23 protein-coding genes and 1 pseudogene are annotated in these 25,546 nt (G+C 69.3%); 16 read left to right on the plus strand and 8 right to left on the minus strand.

Going from position 1 to position 25,546, the window contains the following annotated elements:
* Positions 1 to 107: 107 nt before the first annotated feature.
* From ACFVYE_RS33575 to ACFVYE_RS33595, 5 genes are all read left to right on the plus strand, one after another.
* Positions 108 to 2,330 carry an NADP-dependent isocitrate dehydrogenase gene (locus tag ACFVYE_RS33575; RefSeq protein ID WP_383965808.1) on the plus strand — a complete coding sequence of 741 codons (2,223 nt, stop codon included), beginning with the start codon at positions 108 to 110 and terminating at the stop codon, positions 2,328 to 2,330.
* A gap of 212 nt (positions 2,331 to 2,542) precedes the next feature.
* On the plus strand, positions 2,543 to 3,280 hold the full coding sequence (locus ACFVYE_RS33580; protein WP_389608054.1) for a glucose 1-dehydrogenase: 738 nt from the start codon (positions 2,543 to 2,545) through the stop codon (positions 3,278 to 3,280).
* Positions 3,281 to 3,637: 357 nt separating this feature from the next.
* The gene (gene ctaD, locus ACFVYE_RS33585; protein WP_383965815.1) at positions 3,638 to 5,368 is read left to right on the plus strand and encodes a cytochrome c oxidase subunit I; all 1,731 of its coding nucleotides are present in this window, start codon (positions 3,638 to 3,640) and stop codon (positions 5,366 to 5,368) included.
* Positions 5,369 to 5,397: 29 nt separating this feature from the next.
* The gene (locus ACFVYE_RS33590; RefSeq protein WP_383965818.1) at positions 5,398 to 5,739 is read left to right on the plus strand and encodes a hypothetical protein; all 342 of its coding nucleotides are present in this window, start codon (positions 5,398 to 5,400) and stop codon (positions 5,737 to 5,739) included.
* Between the two features lie 132 nt (positions 5,740 to 5,871).
* Complete coding sequence (locus ACFVYE_RS33595) at positions 5,872 to 7,233, plus strand: NAD(P)/FAD-dependent oxidoreductase (RefSeq protein ID WP_389608055.1); 1,362 nt, start codon at positions 5,872 to 5,874, stop codon at positions 7,231 to 7,233.
* Between the two features lie 227 nt (positions 7,234 to 7,460).
* Here ACFVYE_RS33595 and ACFVYE_RS33600 read toward each other — a convergent pair whose 3' ends face one another.
* Both ACFVYE_RS33600 and rho read right to left on the minus strand, forming a co-directional pair.
* The gene (locus ACFVYE_RS33600; protein ID WP_389608056.1) at positions 7,461 to 8,459 is read right to left on the minus strand and encodes an aldo/keto reductase family protein; all 999 of its coding nucleotides are present in this window, start codon (positions 8,457 to 8,459) and stop codon (positions 7,461 to 7,463) included.
* A gap of 86 nt (positions 8,460 to 8,545) precedes the next feature.
* Positions 8,546 to 9,685 (minus strand): transcription termination factor Rho, encoded by a 1,140-nt coding sequence (gene rho, locus ACFVYE_RS33605; protein ID WP_389608057.1) that lies wholly within the window; start codon positions 9,683 to 9,685, stop codon positions 8,546 to 8,548.
* Between the two features lie 378 nt (positions 9,686 to 10,063).
* Here rho and ACFVYE_RS33610 point away from each other — a divergent pair, with 378 nt between their 5' ends.
* Positions 10,064 to 10,951, plus strand: coding sequence for a GNAT family N-acetyltransferase (locus ACFVYE_RS33610; protein ID WP_389608058.1), 888 nt, complete (start codon positions 10,064 to 10,066; stop codon positions 10,949 to 10,951).
* A 58-nt stretch (positions 10,952 to 11,009) separates the two neighbouring features.
* Here ACFVYE_RS33610 and meaB read toward each other — a convergent pair whose 3' ends face one another.
* Genes meaB through mutA form a run of 3 tightly spaced genes read right to left on the minus strand, consistent with a single transcriptional unit; the run spans position 11,010 to position 16,108 of the window.
* Entirely contained in the window at positions 11,010 to 12,029 is a 1,020-nt protein-coding gene (gene meaB / locus ACFVYE_RS33615) for a methylmalonyl Co-A mutase-associated GTPase MeaB (protein WP_389608059.1), read from the minus strand.
* Positions 12,030 to 12,041: 12 nt separating this feature from the next.
* The gene (gene scpA / locus ACFVYE_RS33620) at positions 12,042 to 14,243 is read right to left on the minus strand and encodes a methylmalonyl-CoA mutase (RefSeq protein ID WP_383965834.1); all 2,202 of its coding nucleotides are present in this window, start codon (positions 14,241 to 14,243) and stop codon (positions 12,042 to 12,044) included.
* The gene (gene mutA / locus ACFVYE_RS33625; protein WP_389608060.1) at positions 14,243 to 16,108 is read right to left on the minus strand and encodes a methylmalonyl-CoA mutase small subunit; all 1,866 of its coding nucleotides are present in this window, start codon (positions 16,106 to 16,108) and stop codon (positions 14,243 to 14,245) included. Before mutA ends, scpA begins: the two co-directional genes overlap by 1 nt.
* Before the next feature lie 881 nt (positions 16,109 to 16,989).
* On the opposite strand from mutA, the gene ACFVYE_RS33630 reads away from it, so the two are divergent.
* From ACFVYE_RS33630 to ACFVYE_RS33645, 4 genes are all read left to right on the plus strand, one after another.
* A complete protein-coding gene (locus ACFVYE_RS33630) occupies positions 16,990 to 17,787 on the plus strand; it encodes a tyrosine-protein phosphatase (RefSeq protein WP_383965840.1) in 798 nt (265 codons plus the stop codon).
* Between the two features lie 163 nt (positions 17,788 to 17,950).
* Positions 17,951 to 18,892 carry a hypothetical protein gene (locus tag ACFVYE_RS33635; protein ID WP_389608061.1) on the plus strand — a complete coding sequence of 314 codons (942 nt, stop codon included), beginning with the start codon at positions 17,951 to 17,953 and terminating at the stop codon, positions 18,890 to 18,892.
* 148 nt (positions 18,893 to 19,040) lie between these two features.
* Positions 19,041 to 19,445, plus strand: a complete 405-nt coding sequence (locus tag ACFVYE_RS33640; protein WP_383965845.1) for a DUF1992 domain-containing protein — start codon at positions 19,041 to 19,043, stop codon at positions 19,443 to 19,445.
* A 60-nt stretch (positions 19,446 to 19,505) separates the two neighbouring features.
* On the plus strand, positions 19,506 to 19,997 hold the full coding sequence (locus ACFVYE_RS33645; RefSeq protein ID WP_389608062.1) for a GNAT family N-acetyltransferase: 492 nt from the start codon (positions 19,506 to 19,508) through the stop codon (positions 19,995 to 19,997).
* Positions 19,998 to 20,067: 70 nt separating this feature from the next.
* Here ACFVYE_RS33645 and ACFVYE_RS33650 read toward each other — a convergent pair whose 3' ends face one another.
* Positions 20,068 to 20,457, minus strand: coding sequence for a VOC family protein (locus tag ACFVYE_RS33650; RefSeq protein WP_389608063.1), 390 nt, complete (start codon positions 20,455 to 20,457; stop codon positions 20,068 to 20,070).
* Positions 20,458 to 20,650: 193 nt separating this feature from the next.
* Between ACFVYE_RS33650 and ACFVYE_RS33655 the strand changes: the two genes are divergently transcribed.
* Complete coding sequence (locus ACFVYE_RS33655; RefSeq protein WP_383965851.1) at positions 20,651 to 21,166, plus strand: DUF6328 family protein; 516 nt, start codon at positions 20,651 to 20,653, stop codon at positions 21,164 to 21,166.
* 21 nt (positions 21,167 to 21,187) lie between these two features.
* On the opposite strand, the gene ACFVYE_RS33660 is transcribed toward ACFVYE_RS33655, so the two are convergent.
* On the minus strand, positions 21,188 to 22,015 hold the full coding sequence (locus ACFVYE_RS33660) for a VOC family protein (RefSeq protein ID WP_389608064.1): 828 nt from the start codon (positions 22,013 to 22,015) through the stop codon (positions 21,188 to 21,190).
* Positions 22,016 to 22,138: 123 nt separating this feature from the next.
* Positions 22,139 to 22,507 (minus strand): DUF6479 family protein, encoded by a 369-nt coding sequence (locus tag ACFVYE_RS33665; protein ID WP_383965857.1) that lies wholly within the window; start codon positions 22,505 to 22,507, stop codon positions 22,139 to 22,141.
* A gap of 214 nt (positions 22,508 to 22,721) precedes the next feature.
* Here ACFVYE_RS33665 and ACFVYE_RS33670 point away from each other — a divergent pair.
* The 5 genes and pseudogenes from ACFVYE_RS33670 to ACFVYE_RS33690 form a co-directional block, all read left to right on the plus strand.
* Positions 22,722 to 23,135, plus strand: a pseudogene (locus ACFVYE_RS33670) (formate dehydrogenase); the annotation flags it as partial.
* A 16-nt stretch (positions 23,136 to 23,151) separates the two neighbouring features.
* The gene (locus tag ACFVYE_RS33675; RefSeq protein WP_389608077.1) at positions 23,152 to 23,481 is read left to right on the plus strand and encodes a hypothetical protein; all 330 of its coding nucleotides are present in this window, start codon (positions 23,152 to 23,154) and stop codon (positions 23,479 to 23,481) included.
* Positions 23,478 to 23,873, plus strand: coding sequence for a hypothetical protein (locus ACFVYE_RS33680; protein WP_383965890.1), 396 nt, complete (start codon positions 23,478 to 23,480; stop codon positions 23,871 to 23,873). Before ACFVYE_RS33675 ends, ACFVYE_RS33680 begins: the two co-directional genes overlap by 4 nt.
* A gap of 120 nt (positions 23,874 to 23,993) precedes the next feature.
* On the plus strand, positions 23,994 to 24,560 hold the full coding sequence (locus ACFVYE_RS33685; protein ID WP_389608065.1) for a 2Fe-2S iron-sulfur cluster-binding protein: 567 nt from the start codon (positions 23,994 to 23,996) through the stop codon (positions 24,558 to 24,560).
* The gene (locus ACFVYE_RS33690) at positions 24,557 to 25,543 is read left to right on the plus strand and encodes an FAD binding domain-containing protein (protein ID WP_383965862.1); all 987 of its coding nucleotides are present in this window, start codon (positions 24,557 to 24,559) and stop codon (positions 25,541 to 25,543) included. The genes ACFVYE_RS33685 and ACFVYE_RS33690 overlap by 4 nt, the downstream gene beginning before the upstream one ends.
* The last annotated feature ends 3 nt before the right edge of the window (positions 25,544 to 25,546 follow it).

The following is a 25,546-nucleotide window of genomic DNA, read 5'->3' on the forward strand; positions in this document are numbered from 1 at the left end:
CCCGTGGCGCCTCCTGCCGAAGCAGGGGGCGGGGCCCTGTCGAGTCGGCAGCGATCACGAGATATCTTGATGTCAAGCAATGTTGCAGACGTGGAGCGGAGCACAGGGTGACTGACTCGACCATCATCTATACACACACCGACGAGGCCCCGGCCCTGGCGACGTATTCGTTCTTGCCCGTGGTTCAGGCCTACGCCTCGACGGCTGGGGTCAATGTCGAGAGCCGTGACATCTCGCTGGCCGGGCGCATCATCGCCAGCTTCCCCGAGCGCCTCCAGGAGAGCCAGCGGATCGACGACGCGCTCGCCGAACTCGGCGCGCTGGCCAAGACGCCCGAGGCCAACATCATCAAGCTGCCGAACATCTCGGCTTCGATCCCGCAGCTGAAGGCTGCCATCGCCGAGCTGCAGGCACAGGGCTACGCGCTTCCGGACTACCCGGACGACCCGCAGACCGATGAGGACAAGGACGTCCGCGCGCGTTACGACAAGGTCAAGGGCAGCGCGGTGAACCCCGTGCTGCGCGAGGGCAACTCCGACCGCCGCGCCCCCGCCTCGGTCAAGAACTACGCCAAGGCGCACCCGCACCGGATGGGCGCCTGGTCGGCCGACTCGAAGACGAACGTCGCCACCATGGGCGTCGACGACTTCCGCTCCACCGAGAAGTCCACGGTCATCGCCGAGGCCGGTTCGCTGCGCATCGAGCTCTCGGGCGACGACGGCAGCACCACCGTTCTGCGTGAGTCGGTGCCGGTGCTCGCGGGCGAGGTCGTCGATGTGGCGGTCATGCGAGTCGCGGCCCTGCGCGAGTTCTTCACCGCGCAGGTCGCCCGCGCCAAGGCCGAGGGCGTGCTGTTCTCCGTCCACCTCAAGGCCACCATGATGAAGGTCTCCGACCCGATCATCTTCGGCCACGTGGTCCGTGCCTTCTTCCCGAACACCTTCGCCAAGTACGGCGAGGTCCTCGCCGCGGCCGGTCTCTCCCCGAACGACGGCCTCGGCGGCATCCTCAAGGGCCTGGACTCGGTGCCGCACGTGGGCGCCGAGATCAAGGCATCCTTCGAGGCAGAGCTCGCCGAAGGCCCCGCGCTGGCCATGGTCGACTCCGACAAGGGCATCACCAACCTGCACGTACCGAGCGATGTCATCGTCGACGCCTCCATGCCGGCCATGATCCGCACCTCCGGTCACATGTGGGGCCCGGACGGCAATGAGGCCGACACCCTCGCGGTGCTCCCCGACAGCAGCTACGCGGGTGTCTACCAGGTCGTCATCGACGACTGCCGCGCCAACGGCGCCTTCGACCCGTCGACCATGGGCTCGGTGCCGAACGTCGGCCTGATGGCGCAGAAGGCCGAGGAGTACGGCAGCCACGACAAGACCTTCGAGATCCCCACCACCGGTACGGTGCGGGTCGTCGACGGCAGCGGCAATGTCGTGCTGGAGCAGGTCGTGGGCGCGGGCGACATCTTCCGCATGTGCCAGGCCAAGGACCTGCCGATCCAGGACTGGGTGAAGCTCGCCGTCACCCGCGCCCGCGCCACCGGCGTCCCGGCCGTGTTCTGGCTCGACGAGGACCGCGCCCACGACGCGCAGCTGATCGCCAAGGTCAAGACGTACCTCGCCGACCACGACACCGACGGCCTGCAGATCGAGATCATGTCGCCGGTGAAGGCGACCGCGTTCTCGCTGGAGCGCATCCGCCGCGGCGAGGACACCATCTCGGTCACGGGCAATGTGCTGCGTGACTACCTGACCGACCTGTTCCCGATCCTCGAGCTGGGCACGAGCGCGAAGATGCTCTCCATCGTCCCGCTCATGAACGGCGGCGGACTGTTCGAGACCGGTGCCGGCGGCTCCGCGCCCAAGCACGTCCAGCAGCTCGTCAAGGAGAACTACCTCCGCTGGGACAGCCTGGGCGAGTTCTTCGCGCTCGCGGCCAGCTTCGAGCACCTGGCGACGACCACGGGCAACTCGCGTGCCCAGGTCCTCGCGGACACCCTCGACCGCGCGACCGGCACCTTCCTCAACGAGGACAAGTCGCCGAGCCGCAAGCTGGGTGGCATCGACAACCGCGGCAGCCACTTCTACCTGGCCCTCTACTGGGCCCAGGAGCTGGCGCAGCAGACCGACGACACGCAGCTTGCGCAGGCGTTCGCCGGGCTCGCGAAGACGCTGGGAGAGCAGGAGCAGACCATCGTCGACGAGCTGATCGCGGTGCAGGGCTCGCCGGCCGACATCGGCGGCTACTACCAGCCCGACCCGGCCAAGGCCTCGGCTGTCATGCGCCCGTCGGCGACGTTCACGCAGGCCATCGCCGCCATCGGCTGACGAGACAGTCACGGAAGGGGGCGCATCCCGGCGCCCCCACACCCCTCCCGCCCCGGTCGGCACCATGCCCGGCCGGGGCGGTTCCGTGTCCCGAGCCGGCAGCGAAGGCGTTCGGCCGGCGCCGACGGTTCTCTGCGCAATCGCGTACAAGGAGCCGCTGTGCCGGTAGGTTCGAACGACCCGGATCAACTGCTCCTGGAGGGGGAGAGACCGTGCTGACAGGCAGGAACGCTGTGGTCACCGGAGGTTCGCGGGGCATCGGCCGGGCGATCGTCGAGCGCCTGTGCCGAGACGGGGCCCACGTGGTCTTCAACTACGCCACCAGCGACGACGCGGCCGAAGAGGTCGTCCGCACGGTGCAGGGCAACGGCGGCAAGGCCTGGGCCATCCGGCTCGATCTCGCGGACCCGGACGCGGCGGAGCAGCTGATGGAAGCCGCCGAGGCACAGCTGGGCGGCCTGGACATCCTGGTGAACAACGCCGCACTGTGCCTCACCCCGTCCCTCATCGTGGACACCGACCCTGCGGTGTTCGACAAGGTGATGACGGTCAATACCAGAGCGGTCTTCATGACGATCCGCCATGCGGCCCGGCGGATGCGCGACGGCGGCCGCATCGTGAACATCTCCACGGCGAACACCGTGCGGCCGGGCCGCGGCATCTCCGCGTATGCCGCCAGCAAGGGTGCGGTCGAGCAGCTCACCGCCATTGCCGCCCACGAACTCGGAGCGCGCGGGATCACGGTCAACACCGTCTCGCCCGGTGCGACCGACACCGATCTGCTGCGCGGAACCAACCAGCCGCAGGCGCTCGAGGCAGTCGCCGGCATGACCCCCCTCGGCCGATTGGGCGAACCCGCCGATGTGGCCGATGTGGTCGCCTTCCTGGCCGGCCACGACGGTCGGTGGATCACGGGCCAGAACGTGCGCGCGACGGGCGGGCTGGCCTGAGCGACAGCTGGGTCGCCCGGGGCCGGTCACCGATCCGGGCGTTCACCGGATTCTGCGGTAACAGCGTTGGACGGTGCGGGAGTTCGCTCTGCTCCGAGACGTCCGTCACCGACGTGGAAGTCCGCACAGGCATCGGTCGTGTGCGAGCGGGCCGAGGCCCGGACCCCAGGACGCCCTGACGAGTGAAAGTCACGCGACGGCGGGCGCAGGGCCGCACATAGTGGCCCCGCGGCTGATTTGCTGCACCTGGAATCTGGCGTGACGCGCACGGGATCGGCCCTGCGGCCGGCCCGGTGGAGGCGGTGCCCCTGCCGGGTGCTCAGTCCACTCGCGAATGACAATCGAAGGAGCGTCCCAGTGACGACGACGGGCACAACAGGGGCAGCGGAGGAAGAGGAGGCGTATGCGAACGAGCTTCCGGTCCGGGCCAAGGAACCGGGAAACGTCGTCATCAAGTGGCTGACCACCACCGATCACAAGACGATCGGCACGCTGTATCTGCTCACATCGTTCGCCTTTTTCATCGTCGGCGGCGTGCTGGCCCTGGTCATGCGCGCCGAGCTGGCCCGTCCCGGCATCCAGATCCTTTCGAACGAACAGTTCAACCAGGCGTTCACGATCCACGGCACGATCATGCTGCTGATGTTCGCGACGCCGCTCTTCGCCGGGTTCACGAACTGGATCATGCCGCTGCAGATCGGCGCCCCCGATGTGGCGTTCCCGCGGCTGAACATGTTCGCGTACTGGCTGTACCTCTTCGGCTCGATCATCGTGGTGGCCGGCTTCCTCACCCCGAGCGGCGCGGCCGACTTCGGCTGGTTCGCCTATTCCCCGCTGACCGACGCGGTCCGCTCGCCGGGCATCGGCAGCGACATGTGGATCATGGGTCTGGCCTTCTCCGGCTTCGGCACGATCCTCGGCTCGGTCAACTTCATCACCACGATCATCTGCATGCGCGCCCCCGGCATGACGATGTTCCGCATGCCGATCTTCGTCTGGAACGTCCTGCTGACCGGTGTGCTGGTCCTGCTGGCCTTCCCGGTCCTCGCGGCGGCCCTGCTGGTGCTGGAGGCGGACCGCAAGTTCGGTGCGCACGTCTTCGACGCGGCCAACGGCGGCGCGCTGCTCTGGCAGCACCTCTTCTGGTTCTTCGGCCACCCGGAGGTGTACATCATCGCTCTGCCGTTCTTCGGGATCGTCACTGAGATCATTCCGGTCTTCAGCCGAAAGCCGATCTTCGGCTACATCGGCCTGATCAGCGCGACGATCTCGATCGCAGGCCTCTCGGCGACCGTGTGGGCGCACCACATGTACGTCACCGGCGGTGTGCTGTTGCCGTTCTTCTCGTTCATGACATTCCTCATCGCGGTACCGACCGGTGTGAAGTTCTTCAACTGGATCGGCACGATGTGGAAGGGATCGCTGTCCTTCGAGACGCCGATGCTCTGGTCGATCGGCTTCCTGGTCACCTTCCTCTTCGGTGGTCTGACCGGTGTGATCCTGGCGTCGCCTCCATTGGACTTTCACGTCTCGGACTCGTACTTCGTCGTCGCGCACTTCCACTACGTCGTCTTCGGCACCGTGGTCTTCGCGATGTTCGCCGGATTCCACTTCTGGTGGCCGAAGTTCACCGGCAAGATGCTGGACGAGCGGCTCGGCAAGATCACGTTCTGGACGCTGTTCGTGGGTTTCCACGGCACGTTCCTGGTGCAGCACTGGCTGGGTGCCGAGGGCATGCCGCGTCGTTACGCGGACTATCTCGCCGTCGACGGCTTCACCGCGCTCAACACGATCTCGACGATCTCCTCGTTCCTGCTCGGCCTGTCGATGCTGCCCTTCCTCTACAACGTGTGGAAGACCGCGAAGTACGGCAAGAACGTCGGGGTCGACGACCCGTGGGGCTACGGCCGTTCGCTGGAGTGGGCGACCTCCTGCCCGCCGCCGCGGCACAACTTCCACACGCTGCCGCGGATCCGTTCCGAATCCCCGGCGTTCGACCTGCACCACCCCTCGGTACGTTCCCTCGACGAAGACCTCAACCGTCCCGACACCGGGACGACGTGGACCTCGGGGGACAGGCAGGCGTGAGCACGGCGGCGACAGGAGAGGAGGAGCGAGTGGACCCCGACAAGGACAGTGCCCGCGGTCTGGCGCAACTGGAGGGCTATCTGCTGTGGAACGCCGAGGTCGAGGAGGCGCGACGACAGGCCGGCCGCTTCACCGACGAGCTGCCCTGGCTCACCACGGCACAGCGCGAGGACGTGGAACGGGTCTACACCGCAGACCGCCTCGCCACGTCGCGGGCCATGCTCTGCCGTATCTCCGCCCGCGCCACCGGACTGCGCGGCGAATACGAGGCGCGCTACCGCAGGCTCAAGGCACGGTGCATGGCCGCCGGTGTCGTGCTCGTGGGCGCGGTCGGCGGCACCTGCACGGCCGTCACCCTACTGGCCCGCTGACCCGGTCGTGTCGTCCGTCCGCCGTCCTCAGCAGGCGAAGTGGGATGCGGCTCGTAAAGATGTGACCTGACGGGCGCGTGCGACGGGGCAGGCGAACGGACGACCGTGCAGGCCCGAGAAGGGACGAATACTGTGGCACGACCCAGGATTCTCGTTGTCGGCGCAGGGTTCGCCGGGGTGGAGTGCGTACGCCGTCTGGAGCGCGGGCTGATCCCGGGCGAGGCTGAGATCGCGCTCGTCGCCCCGTTCTCGTACCAGCTCTACCTGCCCCTGCTGCCGCAGGTGGCGGCAGGTGTGCTCACCCCGCAGTCGGTCGCGGTGTCGCTGCGCCGCAGTCGCAAGCACCGCACCCGGATCATCCCGGGCGGGGCCATCGGAGTGGACCCCGAAGCGAAGATCTGCGTCATTCGCAAGATCACCGACGAGGTCGTCTACGAGCCCTACGACTACATCGTGCTCAGCCCCGGGAGCGTCACCCGTACCTTCGACATCCCCGGCCTGCTCGACAACGCCCGGGGTATGAAGACGCTGGCCGAGGCGGCGTACGTGCGTGACCACGTGATCGCTCAGCTCGATCTCGCGGACGCCAGCCACGACGAGAACGAACGGGCTTCGCGCCTGCAGTTCGTGGTGGTCGGCGGCGGATACGCGGGCACCGAGACGGCTGCCTGTCTGCATCGCCTCACCACCAACGCGGTCAGGCACTACCCACGGCTCGACCCGAAGCTGATCAAGTGGCATCTCATCGACATCGCGCCGAAGCTGATGCCAGAACTGGGGGACAAGCTCGGCCGGAGCGCCCTGGAGCTGCTGCGCGCACGTGGCATCGAGGTGTCGCTCGGAGTCTCGGTCGCCGAGGCCGGGCGGGAGAAGGTGACGTTCACCGATGGCCGGGTGGTGCCCTGCCGCACACTGATCTGGACGGCGGGAGTCACCGCGAGTCCGCTGGTCGCCACATTCGACTCGGAGACCGTACGCGGCCGGCTGGCGGTGACGCCCGAGATGAGGCTGCCGGGCTTCGACGGCGTCTTCGCGCTCGGCGACGCCGCGGCCGTACCGGACCTGAGCAAGGGCGACGGGGCGGTCTGCCCGCCCACTGCGCAGCACGCCATGCGCCAGGGCCGAAGGCTCGCCGACAACCTCATCGCCACGCTGCGGCACCAGCCGTTGAAGCCGTACGTCCACAAGGATCTCGGTCTGGTCGTGGACCTCGGCGGCAAGGACGCGGTCTCCAAGCCGCTCGGCATCGAGATGCACGGAATCATCGCGCAGGCCGTCGCCCGTGGCTACCACTGGTCGGCGCTACGGACCAATGTGGCCAAGGCACGGGTCATGACCAACTGGATGCTCAACGCCATTGCGGGCGACGACTTCGTTCGCACCGGCTTCCAGTCCCGGAACCCGGCCAAGCTGCGCGACTTCGAGTACACGGACTCCTACCTCACGCCGGCCCAGGTCCGCGAACACACCTCCGCGCTGCACACCGGTACCTGACCTCGTACAGCTCGGAAAGAAAGGCCGCGTACCGCGCGGAAAAGAATCCGCCTCGGCACCGGTCACATTTCTTTGTCGCGACGTGGCGGGGGGAGTGACCCACGAGACCGGGCCGTTGTGACCGATGCCGGGCGGCGCCACGCTCCCGGTTCGCCCCGGGCGTCCGAGGTGTGGGGCAGGGGCCGCTGTTCCGAAGGCCTGTGCCCCACATGCGCGGGCCGGTCGAATCAGCTGTTGTTCTCGTGCCCGGCCGTCAGCCCGGGGTCCCGTTCCACCACCGGGTCCAGGATGTCGTCGATACCCTTCAGCAGCTCCGCGTCGAGTGTCACACCCGCTGCCCCGACATTCTCCGTCACCTGCTCGGGCCGGGAGGCGCCGATGATCGCGGCGCAGACATTGGAGTTCTGCAGCACCCAGGCGACCGCGAGCTGGGCAAGACTCAGACCGGCCTGGTCGGCGAGCGGCCGCAGCCGCTGGACACGCTCCAGCACGTCGTCACGGAGCCAGCCGGCGACCATGCTCGCGCCGCCCTTGTCGTCCGTCGCCCGAGAGCCGGCCGGGAGCGGCGCACCGGGCTTGTACTTGCCCGTGAGGGCGCCCTGAGCAATCGGTGACCAGACGATCTGACCGATGCCCAACTCCTCGGACGCGGGCACCACTTCGCCTTCGATGACCCGCCACAGCGCCGAGTACTGCGGCTGGTTGGAGATCAGTGGCACCTGCAGTTCGCGGGCCAGCCCATGTGCGGCGCGGAGCTGGTCGGCCGTCCATTCCGAAACGCCGATGTAGAGGGCCTTGCCGGAGCGGACGACGTCGGCGAACGCCTCCATGGTCTCTTCCAGCGGGGTCGAGTGGTCGTAGCGGTGCGCCTGGTACAGGTCCACGTAATCCGTCTGCAGGCGGCGCAGCGAGTTGTCGATGGACTCCATGATGTGCTTGCGCCCGAGTCCCCGGTCGTTGTGCCCGGGACCGGTCGGGAAGTAGACCTTGGTGAACACCTCGAGTCCCTCGCGGCGCTCGTTCTTGAGCGCCCGGCCCAGGACGGCTTCGGCCCGCGTCTCGGCATAGACGTCCGCCGTGTCGAAGGTGGTGATCCCGGCATCGAGGGCGGCCCGGATACAGGCGACCGCTGCGTCCTCCTCCACCTGGGAGCCGTGGGTGAGCCAATTTCCGTAAGCGATCTCACTGATGGTCAGACCGCTGCGGCCGAGTCGGCGGAATTCCATGTGCCTGCTCTCCCTGTGCTCGTGAGGGACGGATCATGCAAGGGCGGTCCCATGCTATTGCGCCGTCCGGCGCGGCTCGGGCAGGCTCACGTATCCGGGAGGGTGCGGCTGACCGTACGGAGGAATGCCGCGTTGTCCGGAGTGTGCCGGATCCGGTCCAGCAGTGTTTCGAGTGCCGTCTGCGGGTCCCGGGAGTGCAGCGCGCGGCGCAGTCCGCGTACCACCCGAAACTCGGCTTCCGGGACGAGCAGTTCATCGCGTCGGGTGCCGGACGCCTGAATGTTCACGGCCGGGTAGGTGCGCCTGTCCGCCAGCGTGCGGTCGAGCCGGAGTTCCATGTTGCCGGTGCTCTTCAGCTCTTCGAAGAAGTAGTCGTCGGCGCGGGAGCCGGTCTCCACCAGTGCGGTGGCCAGGATGGTGAGGGAGCCGCCCTCCTCGGTGAACCGGGCGGCACCGAAGAGCCGTTTGGGGCCGAGCAGGGCAGCTGCGTCGACGCCGCCGCTCAGGGTCCGTCCGCCCGCGGCTGACGCGTTGTTGTGGGCGCGGCACAGCCTGGTGAGGGAGTCCAGCAGGATGACGACGTCCTGGCCCTGTTCGACCAGACGCTTGGCGCGTTCGACCGCGAGTTCGGCGAGCGCGATGTGCTCCTTCACGGGCCGGTCGAACGTCGAGGCGAGTACCTCGCCCCGTACGGACCGGCGCATGTCCGTGACCTCCTCCGGGCGTTCGTCGAGCAGCACCACCATCAGATGGCACTCGGGATGGTTGGCGGCGACGGCTGCCGCGACCTGCTGCAGCAGCACAGTTTTGCCTGTCCTGGGCGGCGCGACGACAAGTCCGCGCTGCCCTTTGGCGATGGGGGAGACCAGGTCGACGAGGCGCATGGCCGGACTGCCGGACGGTGTTTCCAGACGCAGCCGATGCCGGGGGTGGAGCGGGGTGAGATCGCGGAAGTGGGGCCGGCCGCGGAGCGCCTGCGGCGAGCGGCCGTTGACCCGTACGACCCCGGACAGGGTGCGCGGCCGATCGCAGGAGCCTTCGACGACGTCGCCCTTGCGCAGGCCGTGGCGGCGGATCAGGGCGGCGGAGACCTGTACGTCGCCGGGGGAGGGGTGGCCGCCATGGACGCGCAGTGCGCCGTGCCCCTGCTGCGTGATGTCGAGGACACCGGCGGCCTCGGTGGGCAATTCCTGCTGAGCGACGGGGTGTTCGAGGGTGCTGGTCATACGGGTGGTCCTTTCGCGGACATGGCGAATGAAAGGGCCCGGTCGGCATGTGGGCGGAAGAGATCACGCCCCGGACGACGGGCAGGAAAGCCCGGACGGGAAAGCCCGTACCGGACGGGAAGAAGTGGTGCGTGCGGGAAAGCTGGATCACCGGTCAGGAAAGGACGGGCGCAGCAGCTTTACGAGAGTGAATCGGCACCGGCGCCTCGAATCGAGGCGTACACATGTACCAACCGAACCCTACCACGGCGCGCGCACCGGGCCGGCGCCGACGGCTGCGATATCCGGTTGCCGCGGCGCTCGCGGAGTGATGTGGTTCTCCGGGCCGCACGCCCGCTCACCCGTCCTGACCGGCGCCCTCGGCGCGGAGGAGTCATCTTGCCGATACGCATCACCGCACTGACCGACCCCGACCGTGCCGGCGCGAGCCACCGGCTGGCGTGGCTGGCGTCCGACCCCACGGGCAACCCCGTCGGCTCGGCGTTCCTGCGCGTCTTCACCCGTGAGGGCCAGGAGCATCTCGCCGAACTGGAACTCCACGTCCACCCGGCGGAGCGCCGCAACGGCATCGGCTCACAGCTGCTGGACGCGGCCGTCGCCGCTGCCCGCGAGGAGGGCCGACGCAGCGTCATCGCACAGGTCGAGGCCGGTTCCTCCGGCCATCATTTTCTGCGGGCCAAGGGGCTGCGCAAGGTCCTCACCCTGACGTACGCCCGCCTTCCGCTGGCGAAGGCCGACACCGGAGCTCTCCGCGGGATCGTCGGACAGCCGCATCCGGGCTACCGGCTGGTGTCCTGGGACGGCACCGTCCCGCACGACCTTGCGCCGACGTTCGCCGCATCGCGCCGCGCCATGGACGACATGCCCATGGACGACACCGACTACGGCACGGTCGTCTGGGACGTGGACCGGGTCCGGGCCGTCGCGGCTGCCGTCGCGGCACGTGGCGAGCTGCTCCACACCGTTGCCGCCGTCGACGAGTCCGACTCCACGATCGCGGGCTTCACCGAACTGGTCGTCCCGGGCGACGGAAAGGGCGACGGCCATCACTACGGCACCGGAGTCCTCCCCGAACACCGGGGGCACGGCCTCGCACGGTGGATGAAGGCGCAGTCCATCCTGCAGACCCGCGAACGCCACCCGGCCCTCGACGGGCTGCTGGCGGACACCGCGGACAGCAACACGTACATGCGGAGCATCAACGACGCGCTCGGCTACGAGCCGACGCACAAGTCGGTCGAGTACCAGCTCGATCTCCAGGGGTGACCGTCCGGCGGATCGGGGCCGACCCCGGTCCGCCGGCAGGACCCTGGAACCTCGCCCCCTAGCCCGCCGGGTTACCGGCCTCCGCCGCAGGGAGCGTGCCCCGGAACGCCCCCAGGATCTGCTCGGCCGCCAGTGTGGCCGTCAACTCACCGTCCCGTACCCGCTGTTCGAGATCCGGAGTGAGCGCGCGCACTTCCGGATGGCCGCGCAGACTCTCCAGCAGCTCGTCCCGCACCATCGTCCAGGTCCAGTCGACCTGCTGGTCACGCCGTTTTGCGGCGAGCCGGCCGGTCGATTCGAGCAGCGCACGGTGCTGCTCCAGCCGCTCCCACAGCGTGTCGAGACCGGTGGACTCCCGGGCGCTGCAGGTGAGGACCGGAGGCGTCCAGGCCGCGTCGACCGGGTGCATCAGCCGCAGTGCGCCCGCCAGTTCGCGCGCGGCCGCTCGTGCGTCGCGTTCGTGCGGGCCGTCCGCCTTGTTGACCGCGATGGCGTCCGCCAGCTCCAGGACGCCCTTCTTGATGCCCTGGAGCTGATCCCCGGTACGGGCCAGGGTCAGCAGCAGAAACGTGTCGACCATATTGGCCACCGCCGTCTCCGACTGGCCGACGCCGACCGTTTCCACCAGCACCACGTCGTACCCCGCGGCCTCCATCACCACGATGGACTCACGGGTCGCCTTGGCCACTCCACCGAGCGTCCCGGCGGTCGGAGAAGGACGTACGAACGCCGCGGGGTCCACCGCGAGCTGCTCCATCCTGGTCTTGTCGCCCAGAATGGAGCCTCCGGTACGGCTGGAGGAGGGATCGACGGCGAGCACCGCGACCCGGTGACCGAGCCCGGTGAGCATCGTGCCGAGTGCGTCGATGAAGGTGGACTTCCCGACCCCCGGCACGCCGCTGATGCCGATGCGCCGGGCGTTCCCGGAGCGCGGCAGCAGCTCGCGCAGCAACTGCTGGGCCAGCGCCCGGTGATCGGGGCGGGTGGACTCGACGAGAGTGATCGCGCGCGCGATGTACGCCCGCTTCCCGTCGAGCACCCCCTTCACATAGCTGTCGATGTCGATCTTCGGAGGCATCGGGTCAGCGGCTCACAGCTCGTGGCCGAGCGCGGCACCGAGCCGCGTCACCAGGTCGTACGCGGCATCCGGAATCACGGTGCCGGGCGGGAACACCGCCGTCGCCCCCGCCTCGTGCAATGCCTCGACGTCCTGCGGCGGAATCACCCCGCCCACCACGATCATGATGTCGTCGCGGCCCTCGGCGGCCAGCTCCTCGCGGAGCGCCGGTACGAGCGTGAGGTGCCCGGCGGCCAGCGAGGAGACGCCCACGATGTGCACGTCCGCCTCCACCGCCTGCCGTGCCACCTCGGCCGGCGTCTGGAACAGCGGGCCGACGTCGACGTCGAAGCCCAGGTCGGCGAAGGCCGTCGAGATCACCTTCTGGCCGCGATCGTGGCCGTCCTGCCCCATCTTGGCGACCAGGATGCGCGGACGGCGCCCCTCGGCCTCCTCGAACTGGCCCACCAGCGCCCGGGTCCGTTCCACGGAAGGGGATTCACCTGCCTCGTTGCGGTACACACCGGAGATCGTACGGATCTGGCCCGCATGCCTCCCGTACACCTTCTCCAGGGCGTCCGAGATCTCGCCCACGGTCGCCATCGCGCGTGCCGCGTCGACGGCGAGTGCCAGCAGATTGCCTTCGAGGCCGGGGCCGGGGGCCCGCTCGGCCGCCGCCGTCAGCGCCCGCAGCGCGGCCCGGCACGCCGACTCGTCGCGCTCCTCGCGCAGCCGGCGCAGCTTCTCGATCTGCTGGGTGCGCACCGAGGAGTTGTCGACCTTGAGCACATCGATCTGCTCGTCGGTCTCCACCCGGTACTTGTTGACCCCGATCACCGGCTGGCGCCCGGAGTCGATTCGCGCCTGAGTACGGGCCGCGGCCTCCTCGACCCTGAGCTTCGGGATGCCCGCGTCGATGGCCTGCGCCATGCCGCCCGCCGCCTCGACCTCCTGGATGTGCTGCCAGGCCCGGCGTGCCAGGTCGTACGTCAGCTTCTCCACGTACGCGCTGCCGCCCCACGGGTCGATGACCCGGCCGGTGCCCGACTCCTGCTGGAGCAGCAGCTGGGTGTTCCTGGCGATCCGCGCCGAGAAGTCCGTCGGCAGGGCGAGGGCCTCGTCGAGCGCGTTGGTGTGCAGCGACTGGGTGTGCCCCTGGGTGGCAGCCATCGCCTCCACGCAGGTCCGCGTGACGTTGTTGAATACGTCCTGCGCGGTCAGCGACCAGCCCGACGTCTGCGAATGGGTGCGCAGGGACAGCGACTTGGCGTTCTTCGGCTCGAACTCCTTGACCAGCTTGGCCCAGAGCAGCCGGGCCGCCCGCAACTTCGCGATCTCCATGAAGAAGTTCATGCCGATCGCCCAGAAGAACGACAGCCGCGGTGCGAAAGCGTCCACGTCAAGACCGGCGTCCCGCCCGGCCCGCAGATACTCCACACCGTCCGCGAGGGTGTACGCCAGCTCCAGATCGGCTGTCGCACCCGCCTCCTGGATGTGATAGCCGGAGATGGAGATCGAGTTGTAGCGCGGCATCTTCTGCGAGGTGTACGCGAAGATGTCGGAGATGATCCGCATCGAGGGCTTCGGCGGATAGATGTACGTGTTGCGGACCATGAACTCTTTCAGAATGTCGTTCTGAATGGTCCCGGCCAGCTTCTCGGGCCCGACGCCCTGTTCCTCGGCGGCCACGATGTACAGCGCGAGTACGGGGAGCACCGCGCCGTTCATCGTCATGGAAACCGACATCCTGTCCAGCGGAATGCCGTCGAAGAGCTGACGCATGTCGTAGATCGAGTCGATCGCCACGCCGGCCATGCCGACGTCTCCGGTCACCCGCGGGTGGTCGCTGTCGTAGCCGCGATGGGTCGGCAGGTCGAAGGCGACGGAGAGGCCCTTCTGTCCGGCCGCGAGGTTGCGGCGGTAGAAGGCGTTGGACTCCTCGGCGGTGGAGAACCCGGCGTACTGCCGGATCGTCCAGGGCTGGTTGACATACATCGTCGGATACGGGCCGCGCAGATACGGGGCCATGCCCGGATATGTACCGAGGAAGTCGAGCCCCTCCAGGTCACGCCCGGTGTATAGCGGCTTGACCGCGATGCCTTCCGGGGTCTCCCACAGCAGATCGCCGTCGGAACTGCCGGAGGACTCCTTCACCGAGGCGCGCCACTGGTCCTCGGACACCTCGGCGGCGCCGCCCGGTCCGAGCTCGATGTCGGAGAAGTCAGGGATACGCATTACGCCACACCCATACGGTCGAGAAGGGAAGAGAGCACGGCCACCACATCGGAGCCCGCGAAGACGTACTCGTCGACACCGGTGTACTCGCCGGGTCGGCCCGCGAGGAACACTCGCTGGGCTCCGGCCGAGCCCAGTGCCTCGGCGACCGCCCCGGCCTGCTCGGCGTAGAGGGTGTCGCTGGAGCAGAGGCACGCCACGGTGGCTCCGCCGGCCCTGAATACGTCGGCGGCCGTTGCCGCGTCGACCGAGACCGGGTCGTGGACCGGTTCGATCCCGCCCGCCTGGAACAGGTTGGAGGCGAACGACACCCGCGCGGTGTGGGCCGCGGCCGGCCCGAGCGCGGCGAGGAACACCCGCGGCCGCTGCCCGGTCGCCGCGAGATGGGCGTCCGACCGGGCGCGCAGCACCTCGAAAGCCTCGTCACGACGGACCCTGGGCAGACCGCCCGATTCCGTGGCGGACACCTCGGCGGGGGCCGCCTCGCGCTCCACCGCGCGCTCCGCCAGCTGCGGGAACTCGCTGACCCCGGTGATCGGTTCCTTGCGTCGCGCCAGATCCTTGCTGCGTGCCGCCCAGGTGGCCGCAAGACGCTCGCTGATCATTCCCGAGTGCAAGGCGGCCTCCTGGCCGCCCGACCGTTCGATCTCTTGGAAGAACGCCCAGGCGGCGTCGGCGAGTTCGGCAGTGAGCCGCTCCACGTACCAGGAACCGCCCGCCGGGTCGATCACCCGGGCCAGATGCGACTCCTCCAGCAGGATCGTCGACGTATTACGGGCGATGCGCCGGGCGAACGCGTCCGGCAGCCCCAGGGCGTGATCGAACGGCAGCACGGTGACGGAGTCGGCCCCGCCGACGCCCGCGCCCAGACATGCCAGCGTCGTCCGCAGCATGTTCACCCAGGGATCGCGCCGCGTCATCATCACCGAGGACGTCACCGCGTGCTGGCGCTGCGCGCCGGCGTCGGCGGCCCCGCACACCTCGGCCACCCGGGCCCACAGCCGCCGAGCAGCCCGCAGCTTGGCGATGGTCAGGAACTGATCGGCCGTCGCCGCGTACCTGAACTCCAGCTGCGCGCAGGCTTCTTCGACACGGAGCCCGGCCTCCGTCAGCGCCCGCAGATAGGCGACACCCGTCGCCAGCGAAGCGCCCAGCTCCTCGGCGGCCGAGCCGCCGGCCTCGTGGTACGGCAGAGCGTCGACGGTCAGGGCCCGCAGTCCGGGATACTCCTGCGCGCACTGCTGTGCCCAGTGGACCGCCGCCGTCAGGCCGGGGGCGGCGCCGCTGCGGGCGGCCTGCCCGAGCGGGTCGGCGCCGAGGTTGCCACGCGCGGTCTGCGCACCGACACCCCGCTCCGCGTAGAGCCGCAGCAACTCCGTCGCCGCAGCGTCGAATTCGCTCCCGGCGTCCAGCACCACGGGAGCCAGATCGAGATATACGCCGTCCAGCGCCCCCGCCAGAGCGGACACCGGAACGCCGCCGGCACCGCCCACGGTCAGCCACAGCGAGGTGACACCGTTCTCCAGATCGGCGAGCACCGCCTCGTTGAGACGCGCAGGATCCGACAGGGTGTGCCGCTGCCGTACGTCCCAGCCGCCCGCCGCGTTGCCCTCGGCCTTGCCGCCGCGGGTGAAGGGGGCGAAGCCCGGATATCCGGCATCGGGCGCGCTGTCGCGCGAGGTGTAGAGGGGGCGGGTGATGAGCCCGTCCTCCACCGTGGTGGACAGCGCTTCCTCGGCGGCCGAACCCGCAACATCCTTGCCCGATTTACGCAGTACGCCTTCGACAAGGCTTTGCCACTGCTCATGGGCTGGGTGAGGGAATTCGGCGGCCAACGAAAGCCCGTCGGCAGGCAGGACCGTCATGCCCAGATGCTAGGTCAGGTCTCAGACGAGCAGCAGGGGCTCCGTCTGTGACCTTGCCCTCTCCGAACGCACTTGATCCTTCACACACCGTCGCGTACCCGGCGTGGCTCCGGCGATGTGGCGCTTCCTCCGATGGGCCGCAGGCTTCCAGCCGGCCGAGCGGTCGCCGTGCACCATGGCAGGCCCAGAGGAGGCCCCCGCGACGTCTGGTCCGGAACGGTTCGTGGGCGCACCGCCGTGGACAGCCGGCTCCCCCGAGGCGGCGACCGGGCCGGGCCCCAGCGAGAGGACAGCTATCTGGACCGGCGTGAAGGCAATCGAGGTCACCGTCGTCACCCTGTGGAGAAATCACCCTTGTATCCAACGGTTACAGGTGATTGGCCATAATGCATGGCTGAATGGCCGAAGTTATGCTGCTGGCAATCCATCCATCAGGAGAGGACGCGCCCGTGGCTGTGGGACCTGTGGGGCACCTCGTCATCGCCTTCCCGGGCAGTCGGTTCACGGGCGCCGTCGCACCGGCGCCGGCATCCTGACCGATCCCGGGTTCGAGGTCCGGAAGGCGAACATCTTGGCGGACCGATCCGGTCCTACCGCGGCGGAGAATCGTGCGGTCGGAAAATCAACGGCTGTCGGCCCCGCTCGCGCGCCGACAACTGTTCCATGTCGAGCGAGATACCGCGGACGCGTGGCCCATTGGGTGTGCTGTGCCCCTGACCTGGAGGGGGCGGTTGTAATTTCACCTTTCCTTTATCTTCTTCGGTGTCGTCGATCGGTGTTCCTCCGGCGTTTTACTTTGTCGATCTCCCGGCCGCGTGCGACGTTTGATCGGGCCAGGTCGAATCAATTCGGATACGTGTCGGGAAAAGGGGAAGTTCATCGTGCAAACCGCCAGGGCCGTCCCGGCATCCACCGTCGTCAATCTTCGAGACCTGGGCGGCATCGCTCTGGGCCCTGACCATCGGGTGCGGCCGGGCGCCGTGCTGCGCTCCGGCCAGCTCAGTGGTCTGGACGCGGCGCAGGACATGGCGGTGGCCGCGCTCGGCATCCGTACCGTCGTCGATCTGCGCACTGCCGACGAGCGTGCGGCGGCCCCCGACCGGCTGCCGCCCGGTGCGCGGCTGTTCGTCGCCGATGTGCTCGGCGACAACCCGGGCGTGGCGCCCGCCCGGCTGCGTGCACTGCTCGCCGATCCGGTCGAGGCGGAGCAGCTGCTGGGGAGCGGGAAGGCCGAGGAGCTGTTCGCCGAGACCTACCGGCAGATGGTGCTCTCGCCGGGTGCCGCCGCCGCTTACCGGGCCTTCGTGGAGACGGCCGCCGACGACCGGGCCCGCCCGGTGCTCTTCCACTGCACGGCCGGCAAGGACCGTACCGGCTGGGCCACCGCGCTGCTGCTGATGCTGGTCGGTGCGTCACGGGACGTGGTGCGGGCCGAGTTCCTCGCGGTGAACCCGGTCGTCCGGGTCGCCTACGCCCCGTACGTGCAGGGCTTCCTCGATGCGGGCGGTGACCCGGAGATCGCGTCCGCGATCATCGAGGTCCGCCCCCGCTATCTCGAGATGGCGCTGGACGCCATGGACGAGAGGTGGGGTGGGCTCGACGGGTATGTGCGCGACGGTCTGAGGATTCCGGAGGCCGCGGTGGAGCGGCTGCGCAGCGGGCTCGTGGTGTCCGCCTGAGCCGGATGCCGAGATCCCGGCCCCGGCGTCGTCGGCCGGTCTCTCTCGGAAGTGCAATCGGGAAGCAATGACGCACTCCCGGGTTGACTCGATACCCCTAGGGGGTATGTTGAGCTCCATCGGGAAGCGTTGCCTCCCGATGGACCCGATGGAGGACACCGTCATGAACAACGCACTGAGGATCACGGCCTTCGCCGCCGCGCTCGCCGCGACCTTCGGGACCGCGTACGGCGTGGGGAGGGGCGCCGACCCGCTCGTGGCCGCTGAGGACCGCCCCGCGCGGCAGTACGCCGGCCACGGCGCGGGAGAGGAGGGCGGGGCGAAGGGTGCGACGGATCAAGTGGCCGGCGGACTGCAGATCTCCGACGGCGGTTACACGTTGGCCCTCGAAACACCCACGATAGGAGCAGGGGCCCGGTCCGAGATCAGGTTCGCCATCACGGATGAGAGCGGCCGCAAGGTCACCGCCTATCAACGCGAGCACGGCAAGGAACTGCACTTCATCCTTGCGTCGAGCGATCTCACCGAATTCCGGCACCTGCACCCCGTCCGTGCGGCCGACGGCACCTGGTCGACCCCCGTCGACCTGCCCGCGGCCGGTGGCTACCGGGCGTTCGCCGACTTCACGCCGGCCGCCGAGGGTGCCGAGAACCTCACGCTGGGCGCGGATCTGGCCGTCTCCGGCACCTACCGGCCCGCGGCTCTGCCGGTCCCGCGCGCCACGGCCGAGGTGGACGGCTATCGCGTCGCGCTCGACGGCGACCTCCGCGCCGGCCAGGCCGGAGAGCTGAAGCTGACCGTCAGCCGGAACGGCCGGCCCGTCACCGATCTGCAGCCCTACCTCGGCGCGTACGGGCATCTGGTCGCGCTGCGCTCGGGCGATCTGGCCTATCTGCACGTCCACCCGAACGAGGGCGGCCCGGGGCCTGCGGTGTCCTTCACGGCGACGGCGCCCAGTGCGGGTACGTACCGGCTCTTCCTCGACTTCCAGCACGAAGGGAAGGTCCGCACCGCGGCGTTCACCGTCCCGGTGGCGGCATCGGGGATGGGTGCCGCCGGCCATGAGGAGAGCGGGACGGGGGCGACCGGCGGGCATGCGCACTGAAGCGGGCACGGGGGTGTGCCGCCTGGACCCCGAAGCGGCGTTGCGTCGACGCCCGTTGCGAGGTGACGGCGTGGGCACAGCGGGTGCTTCTGCGGCCCCTCGGTATCGTGAAAGGACAGGATCACGAATCCTCCGAGAGGGGCGTACGTTGACCGAACGCAAGCCTGCGGGCGTCAGCTTCGAATCATGGGTCGACAAGCAGATCCGCGAGTCCGAGCAGCGCGGCGACTTCTCGCAGTTGCCGGGATTCGGCAAGCCGCTCGACGGCCTTGACGCTCCCTATGACGAGACCTGGTGGATCAAGCAGAAGATGCAGCGGGAAGGGGTGTCGGTGCTCCCGCCGACACTGGCGCTGCGCAAGGAGGCGGAGGATGTGCGTGACGCCGTGCCCGGGGCGCGGTCGGAGGCCGAGGTGCGGCGCATGCTGACGGAGGTCAACGAGAAGATCCGGGCAGCCATCAGGCGTCCGCCGCCGGGTCCCCTGTTGAACCTCAAGCCGTTCGACATCGACGCCATGGTCGAGGAGTGGCGCGCGGCGCGCGGACCGTCGTAGCAGTCGGGAGCCCGCAAGTCCGCAGTGGGACTCCGCGGCCGGATGAGTAATACTCACCCCATGACATCGAGCATTACGCATCCGGGTGACGGGGCTCGCAGCGAGACCGTGCGGATCAGGCGGGCGACCGCACGGGACGCGAAGCGGCTCACCCGGCTGGTCAGGAAATCCCACGCCTATGAGGGGCCCTACGCCGCCATGGTCACCGGATACCGGGTGGGGCCCGACTACATCGAGACCCACCGGGTCTTCGCGGCCGTCGAACCCGGCACCGACCGCCTCCTCGGCTTCTACTCGCTGATCCTCGCCCCGCCGGAACTCGACCTCATGTTCGTCGCCGACGATGCGCAGGGGCTCGGCATCGGGCGGCTGCTCATCGGGCACCTGCGCGACGAGGCGCAGCGCGCCGGCCTGACCGGCGTCCGCATCGTCTCGCACCCGCCCGCCGAGGGCTTCTACCGCAGTGTCGGGGCCCGACGGACCGGCACCCTTGCTGCCAGTCCGCCCGTGGTGATGTGGGACCGGCCCGAACTGCTGCTGCCGATTGCCTGACCCGACGCGGAGGGGCCCGGCCGGAACCCGTGCACGGACCCCGGCCGAACCCCCTTTTCAGTACGTCGTGTTACGAAGTCCAGCCCCCGTACGGACGCGTGATGATCTCCATGGCGTGACCGGCGGGATCGAGGAAGTAGACGCCTCGGCCGCCGTCGTTGTGGTTGATCTCGCCCGGATGCTTCTGATGCGGGTCCGCGTAGTACGTGATCCCGAGCTCCTTGATGCGGGCGTACGCCGTGTCGAACTCCGCCTCCGAGACGAGGAAGGCGTAGTGCTGCATGACGATCGACGCTTCGGGAATGGTCGCGAAGTCCAGGGTGACTCCGTTCGCGGTGGCGACCGGTATGAACGGGCCCCATTCCCCGCCGACTTCCAGACCCAGTATGTTCGCCAGGAACTCGGCGGATTTCCGGTTGTCCCGGGCGTGAATGATGGTGTGATTCAACTCGACTGACACTGTGGAATGCCTCCAACGGGCATCTCACGGGCACCTCCACGCCTCACCCGGTCGGTGACCGACGCGCGATGCCGTACTCAAGATCCTAGGCGGGGTGGTGCCGGTCGTCGAGGCCCGGTGCGCCCGTCGTGAGGTCTACGGTGGGGGAGGAGGGGAAGGCGAAGTACTCCGCGCATTCGGACGGAGGCTCACGGTGACCTCGACATCCCACCGCCCCGGCGGCCCGGGCCGCGACACAGGCCGCCACGAGACGCCGGAGGAACGGGCGGACCGGCAGTGGAACGAACTGCTCCAGGAACTGCGGGTGGCCCAGACGGGCGTCCAGATCCTGTTCGGCTTCCTGCTCGCCGTCGTCTTCCAGCCGCGCTTCACCGAAGTGTCGGACACGGACCGCACCATCTATGTGGTCACCGTGATGCTGGGCTCCGCCACCGTCGCCGCCCTCATCGGGCCCGTGTCGTACCACCGGCTGCTCACCGGACGGCGGCTCAAGCCACAGACGGTCACCTGGGCTTCACGCCTGACCGTGCTCGGGCTGGTCCTGCTGCTGTGCACCATGTGTTCCGCACTGCTGCTCATCCTGCGGGTGGCTCTGCACAACCCCCTCGCCCTGTGGCTGGTCGGCGGCATGGCGCTGTGGTTCCTGGTCTGCTGGTTCGTGTTCCCGGCCTGGGCGCTGGCCCGCTCCTCGCCCGAGCGCGAGAAGTGACCGTTGTGCGAGGGGGTCCGTTCAGCCGGAATCGCCGGCAACGGGGCCCCGGATGTGCGTGACCGTGAAGAGCCCGCCGTCCGGGTCCAGAAGGGTCGCCTCGTTGCCCTGCCCCAGCGGACGCTGCTCGACCAGACTGCCGCCGTGCTGCCGCGCCGCCTCGACCGTGGCCGCCAGATCGGCGACGGGAAAGTGGACCTGCCAGTGCGGGCGGACCAGCGGATCGGGTGCCGCCTCCACCGCGCCGGAGCTGATCCGGGCGAGCTGACGTCCGTCGCACTCGACGATGACCTCGTCCTTCTCGTACGACACCTCGCAACACCCCGGCCGCCCGCTCGCCCAGTCGAGCACCCCGCCGTAGAAGATCGCCGCATCGAATGCGTTCCTGGTGTGCAGTCGCAGCCAGGCGTGCGAGCGGTCGTCCGGCGCGGGGGGCGACGTCGCGGGCGCGGTCCGCTCCCAGATGCCGAACACCGCACCGTCGAGGTCCGCCGCCAGGGCCCCGCGCCCCTTGCCGAGTGCCAGCGGTCCCACCGCGACCGTGCCGCTGCGCTCACGGATGCGTGAGGCCGCCGCGTCGGCGTCGGGGACGGCGAAGTACGGGGTCCAGGCCACGGCCACCCGGTAGGCGGTCGCCACCGCGCCGATGCCGGCGACCGGCACATCCCCGCGGCGTGCGACGGAGAACTCCTGCCCCAGCTTGCCCGGCCGGAAGGTCCAGCCCAGCACGGCGGCGTAGAACTTCTGCGCGGATTCCAGGTCGCGGGTCATGAGATTGACCCAGCAGGGCGCTGCGGATCCGGTCAGCGGCGCCGGCATCGACGCCGTCCCAGGATGGCTTCCGGTCATGGTCCTACTGCCTTCATCGGTTCTGCGGCCTGCGCGTGACGGCGGCCGTCGGAGCCTCACCAGCCTCACCGCGAGCGGTCGCTCCCGCAACACGCAGCACCACCGCCTGCCTCGCCGCAGTGCTCAGTGAGGCGTCTGCGTCCCCTGGTCCTCCGGAGGCCGGTCACGCTGCTCGTCGCTGTCGCGATGGATGGTCTCGCTTCCGTGGTCACCGAGCTCATAGGGGGACAGGCCCCGGCCGTCGGGCGGGAAGCTGTCGTCGCCGTGGACATCGCGTTGCTCGATATGGGTCCGGTGGTCGGGCCGCAGCGGCTGCTCCTCGGGCCGGGGCGGAGGCAACTCCTGGGCCCGGCGCCGCCTGCCCAGCCAGACGGCACCGATCAGCACACCCACCAGCGCCACTCCGACAATGCCCATCACCGCCCCGGTCGCGCCCCGCCCGTCGGCGAGGGTGAGGGCCAGCGAACTGAGGTCTCCGTTCGATACGTCCATGCCTCCCGGATACCCCGAGGCAGAGGCATCACTCGGCAATGACCGTGAATTCATGTTTTAAGTGGATATGAACCTAAAAGTGTTTCGGTCCCACGAGGGGCGATCAGGGAGGTGCCCCGGCGCCCGGACCATCCACTTGCCGACGGCTTCGTGTCGCCGTCACCCAGCCGTGGGGCGAGCCTGGAGAGAATCCTCGAATCGCTGGAGGGAAGCGATGGGAGTGCCGAACCTGCTCAGCCGGTGGCCGGTCTACCGACAGCTGACCGGTGGTGATCCGCTGGGCAGAGGGCGTGCCGCGATGTCGCGTGCGACGGAGGACCTCAGGCCCCGCACCGCCACGTCCGACCGGGTCGTGCAGTCCGTCTGTCCGTACTGCGCGGTCGGCTGTGGTCAGCAGGTGTACGTCAAGGACGACCGGGTCGTACAGATCGAGGGCGGCCCCGATTCGCCGATCAGCCGGGGACGGCTCTGTCCGAAGGGTTCCGCGACGCTCCAGCTCACCACGGGCCCGTCCCGCCGCCACCAGGTGCTGTACCGGCGCCCGTACGCGACCGACTGGGAGCCGCCCGACCTGGATACCGCCATGGACATGGTCGCCGACCGGGTGGTCGACAAGCGAGAACGCACCGGCCCGCTACGCCGCGGTGCTCGCCGCCGCGGGCGAGAGTCTCGCCGGCCGGGCCGCGGAGCGCCGGCTCGGCATGGTGGGCGAGACCTACCGGCAGGGGCGGGCCGGTGCACTGCTGCGCTCCGCCCGCATCCTGACAGCGGCCGGCGGGGTGGGCGCGGCGCTCCTCGGCGGCCGCGGCCGACCGGCCGCCGTCGGGGCCGGGCTCGCACTGCTCGCCGGTTCGGCCTGCACACGCTTCGGGATCTTCGCGGAAGGCATCGCCTCCGCCGAGGACCCCGTCCACACCGTCGGACCCCAGCGCGGGGACGCACCACACAATGTCGAGCGGAAGGAACCGCGGTGAACAGCATCAAGGAGAAGCAGACGGAGGAGAGCCTGCACAGCGAGGAGGTCTCGGTCGTCATCAGCGGGTGCGATACGGGCGACGCGCGGATGGTCTTCGACGCGCTGCGGGCCGCCTTCACCACCGACCGGGCCTCGGTCGACCTACCGAAGAAACTCGCGGAAAGGCGCCCCACCGCGTGGGTGGCGACCGTCGATGTCACCGAGGAGAGGGTGGTCTCGGGACCGGTCTCACTCGGCGGGCCCGTGTCGGTCGATGTGCAGGGCGGCTACTGGGCGTGCGAACGGCTCCGGCGGAGCCTGGCGCATGCCTTCGACGTACGGGTCGTCGGGACGGTCTCCGGAGATCAAGAGGAAGAGGTGCGTCTCCGCCTGAAAAGCCGGGAGAGCTGAGAAAGCCGAGAGAACCGACAGACCGACAGGCCACGGCCCGGCGACGGAGCAATGAAACAGAAAGGCATTACATATCTGATAGAAAGCGGACAAAAGGCCACCCCTGAAAGGTGCGAGTGAGTGGACCCCTCTCGCGGGCGGGACGACGGTGCGCAAGAGCCGGGAGCAATCGGCGGCCGTTCCACCCTGACACTGCACATCAACGGAACCGAGCAGACCCTGACGCTCGATCACCGCACCACTGTCCTGGATGCGCTGCGCGAGCACCTCGACCTCACCGGCGCAAAGAAGGGCTGTGACCACGGACAGTGCGGGGCGTGCACCGTCATCGTCGACGGACGGCGCGCCAACAGCTGCCTGCTGCTCGCCGTCGCCCACGACGGCGCCCGCATCACCACCGTCGAGGGCCTCGCCGACGGCGACCGGCTCCACCCCGTCCAGGAAGCCTTCCTGGACCGCGACGCCCTGCAGTGCGGCTACTGCACACCCGGCCAGATCTGCTCGGCCGTCGGCATGCTCGGTGAGGCGGAGGACGGCTTCCCGTCCCATGCCACCGCACGCACCGCACCCGTATCAACCCCGGCGCCGCTCGACGCCCCCGAGATCCGCGAGCGGATGAGCGGCAATCTGTGCCGCTGCGGCGCCTACCCCCGTATCGTCGAGGCGATCGAGGACGTGGCGCCGTGAAACCATTCGCCTACCTCCGCGCCCGGTCCACCGCCGAAGCGGTCCGTGAGAGCTCCGCCCACCCCGGTGCCGGATTCCTCGGCGGCGGCACCAACCTCGTCGACCTGATGAAGCTCGGAGTGGAAACCCCCGACCTGCTCATCGACATCAGCCGGCTGCCCCTGGACCAGGTCGCCGACACCGACGACGGCGGACTGCGCATCGGCGCGACCGTACGCAACAGCGACCTGGCCGCCCATCCCGCGGTACGCACCCGCTACCCCGTCCTGTCGCAGTCACTGCTGTCCGGCGCATCCGGGCAGCTCCGCAACACCGCCACGACCGGCGGCAACCTGCTGCAGCGCACCCGGTGCCCCTACTTCCAGGACACCTCCAAGCCCTGCAACAAGCGGGAGCCCGGCACCGGCTGCCCCGCCCTCGAAGGCGCTCACCGCGATCTCGCCGTACTCGGCCACTCCGAGCACTGCGTCGCCACGCACCCGTCCGACATGGCCGTGGCTCTGTCCGCGCTCGACGCCACCGTCCAACTGCACGGGCCGGACGGCGAACGGACCGTACCCGCCACCGAATTCCACCGGCTGCCGGGCGACACTCCCCACCGGGACACCGAGATCCGGGCCGGCGAGCTCATCACCGAGGTGATCCTGCCGCCGCGCCCGGACGGCGCAGGTTCCCTCTACCGAAAGGCCCGCGACCGCGCCTCGTTCGCGTTCGCCCTCGCGTCCGTCGCCGCGGTACTGAGCGTCCGCGACGGCCGGATCGAGCATGCGGCGCTGGCCTTCGGCGGTCTCGCCCACCGGCCCTGGCGCGCACACGCCGCAGAAGACGCACTCCGGGGCGCACCGGCGACCGACGAAACCTTCGCACGGGCCGTGGACGCCGAACTCGCCGCGGCCCGACCGCTGCGCGACAACGCGTTCAAGGTGGGCCTCGCCCGCAATCTGGCCGTCGACGTGCTGGCCGAACTCGCCGCCGACAGCTGAGCA

This window comes from Streptomyces sp. NPDC058239, assembly GCF_042882185.1.
Lineage (GTDB): Bacteria > Actinomycetota > Actinomycetes > Streptomycetales > Streptomycetaceae > Streptomyces.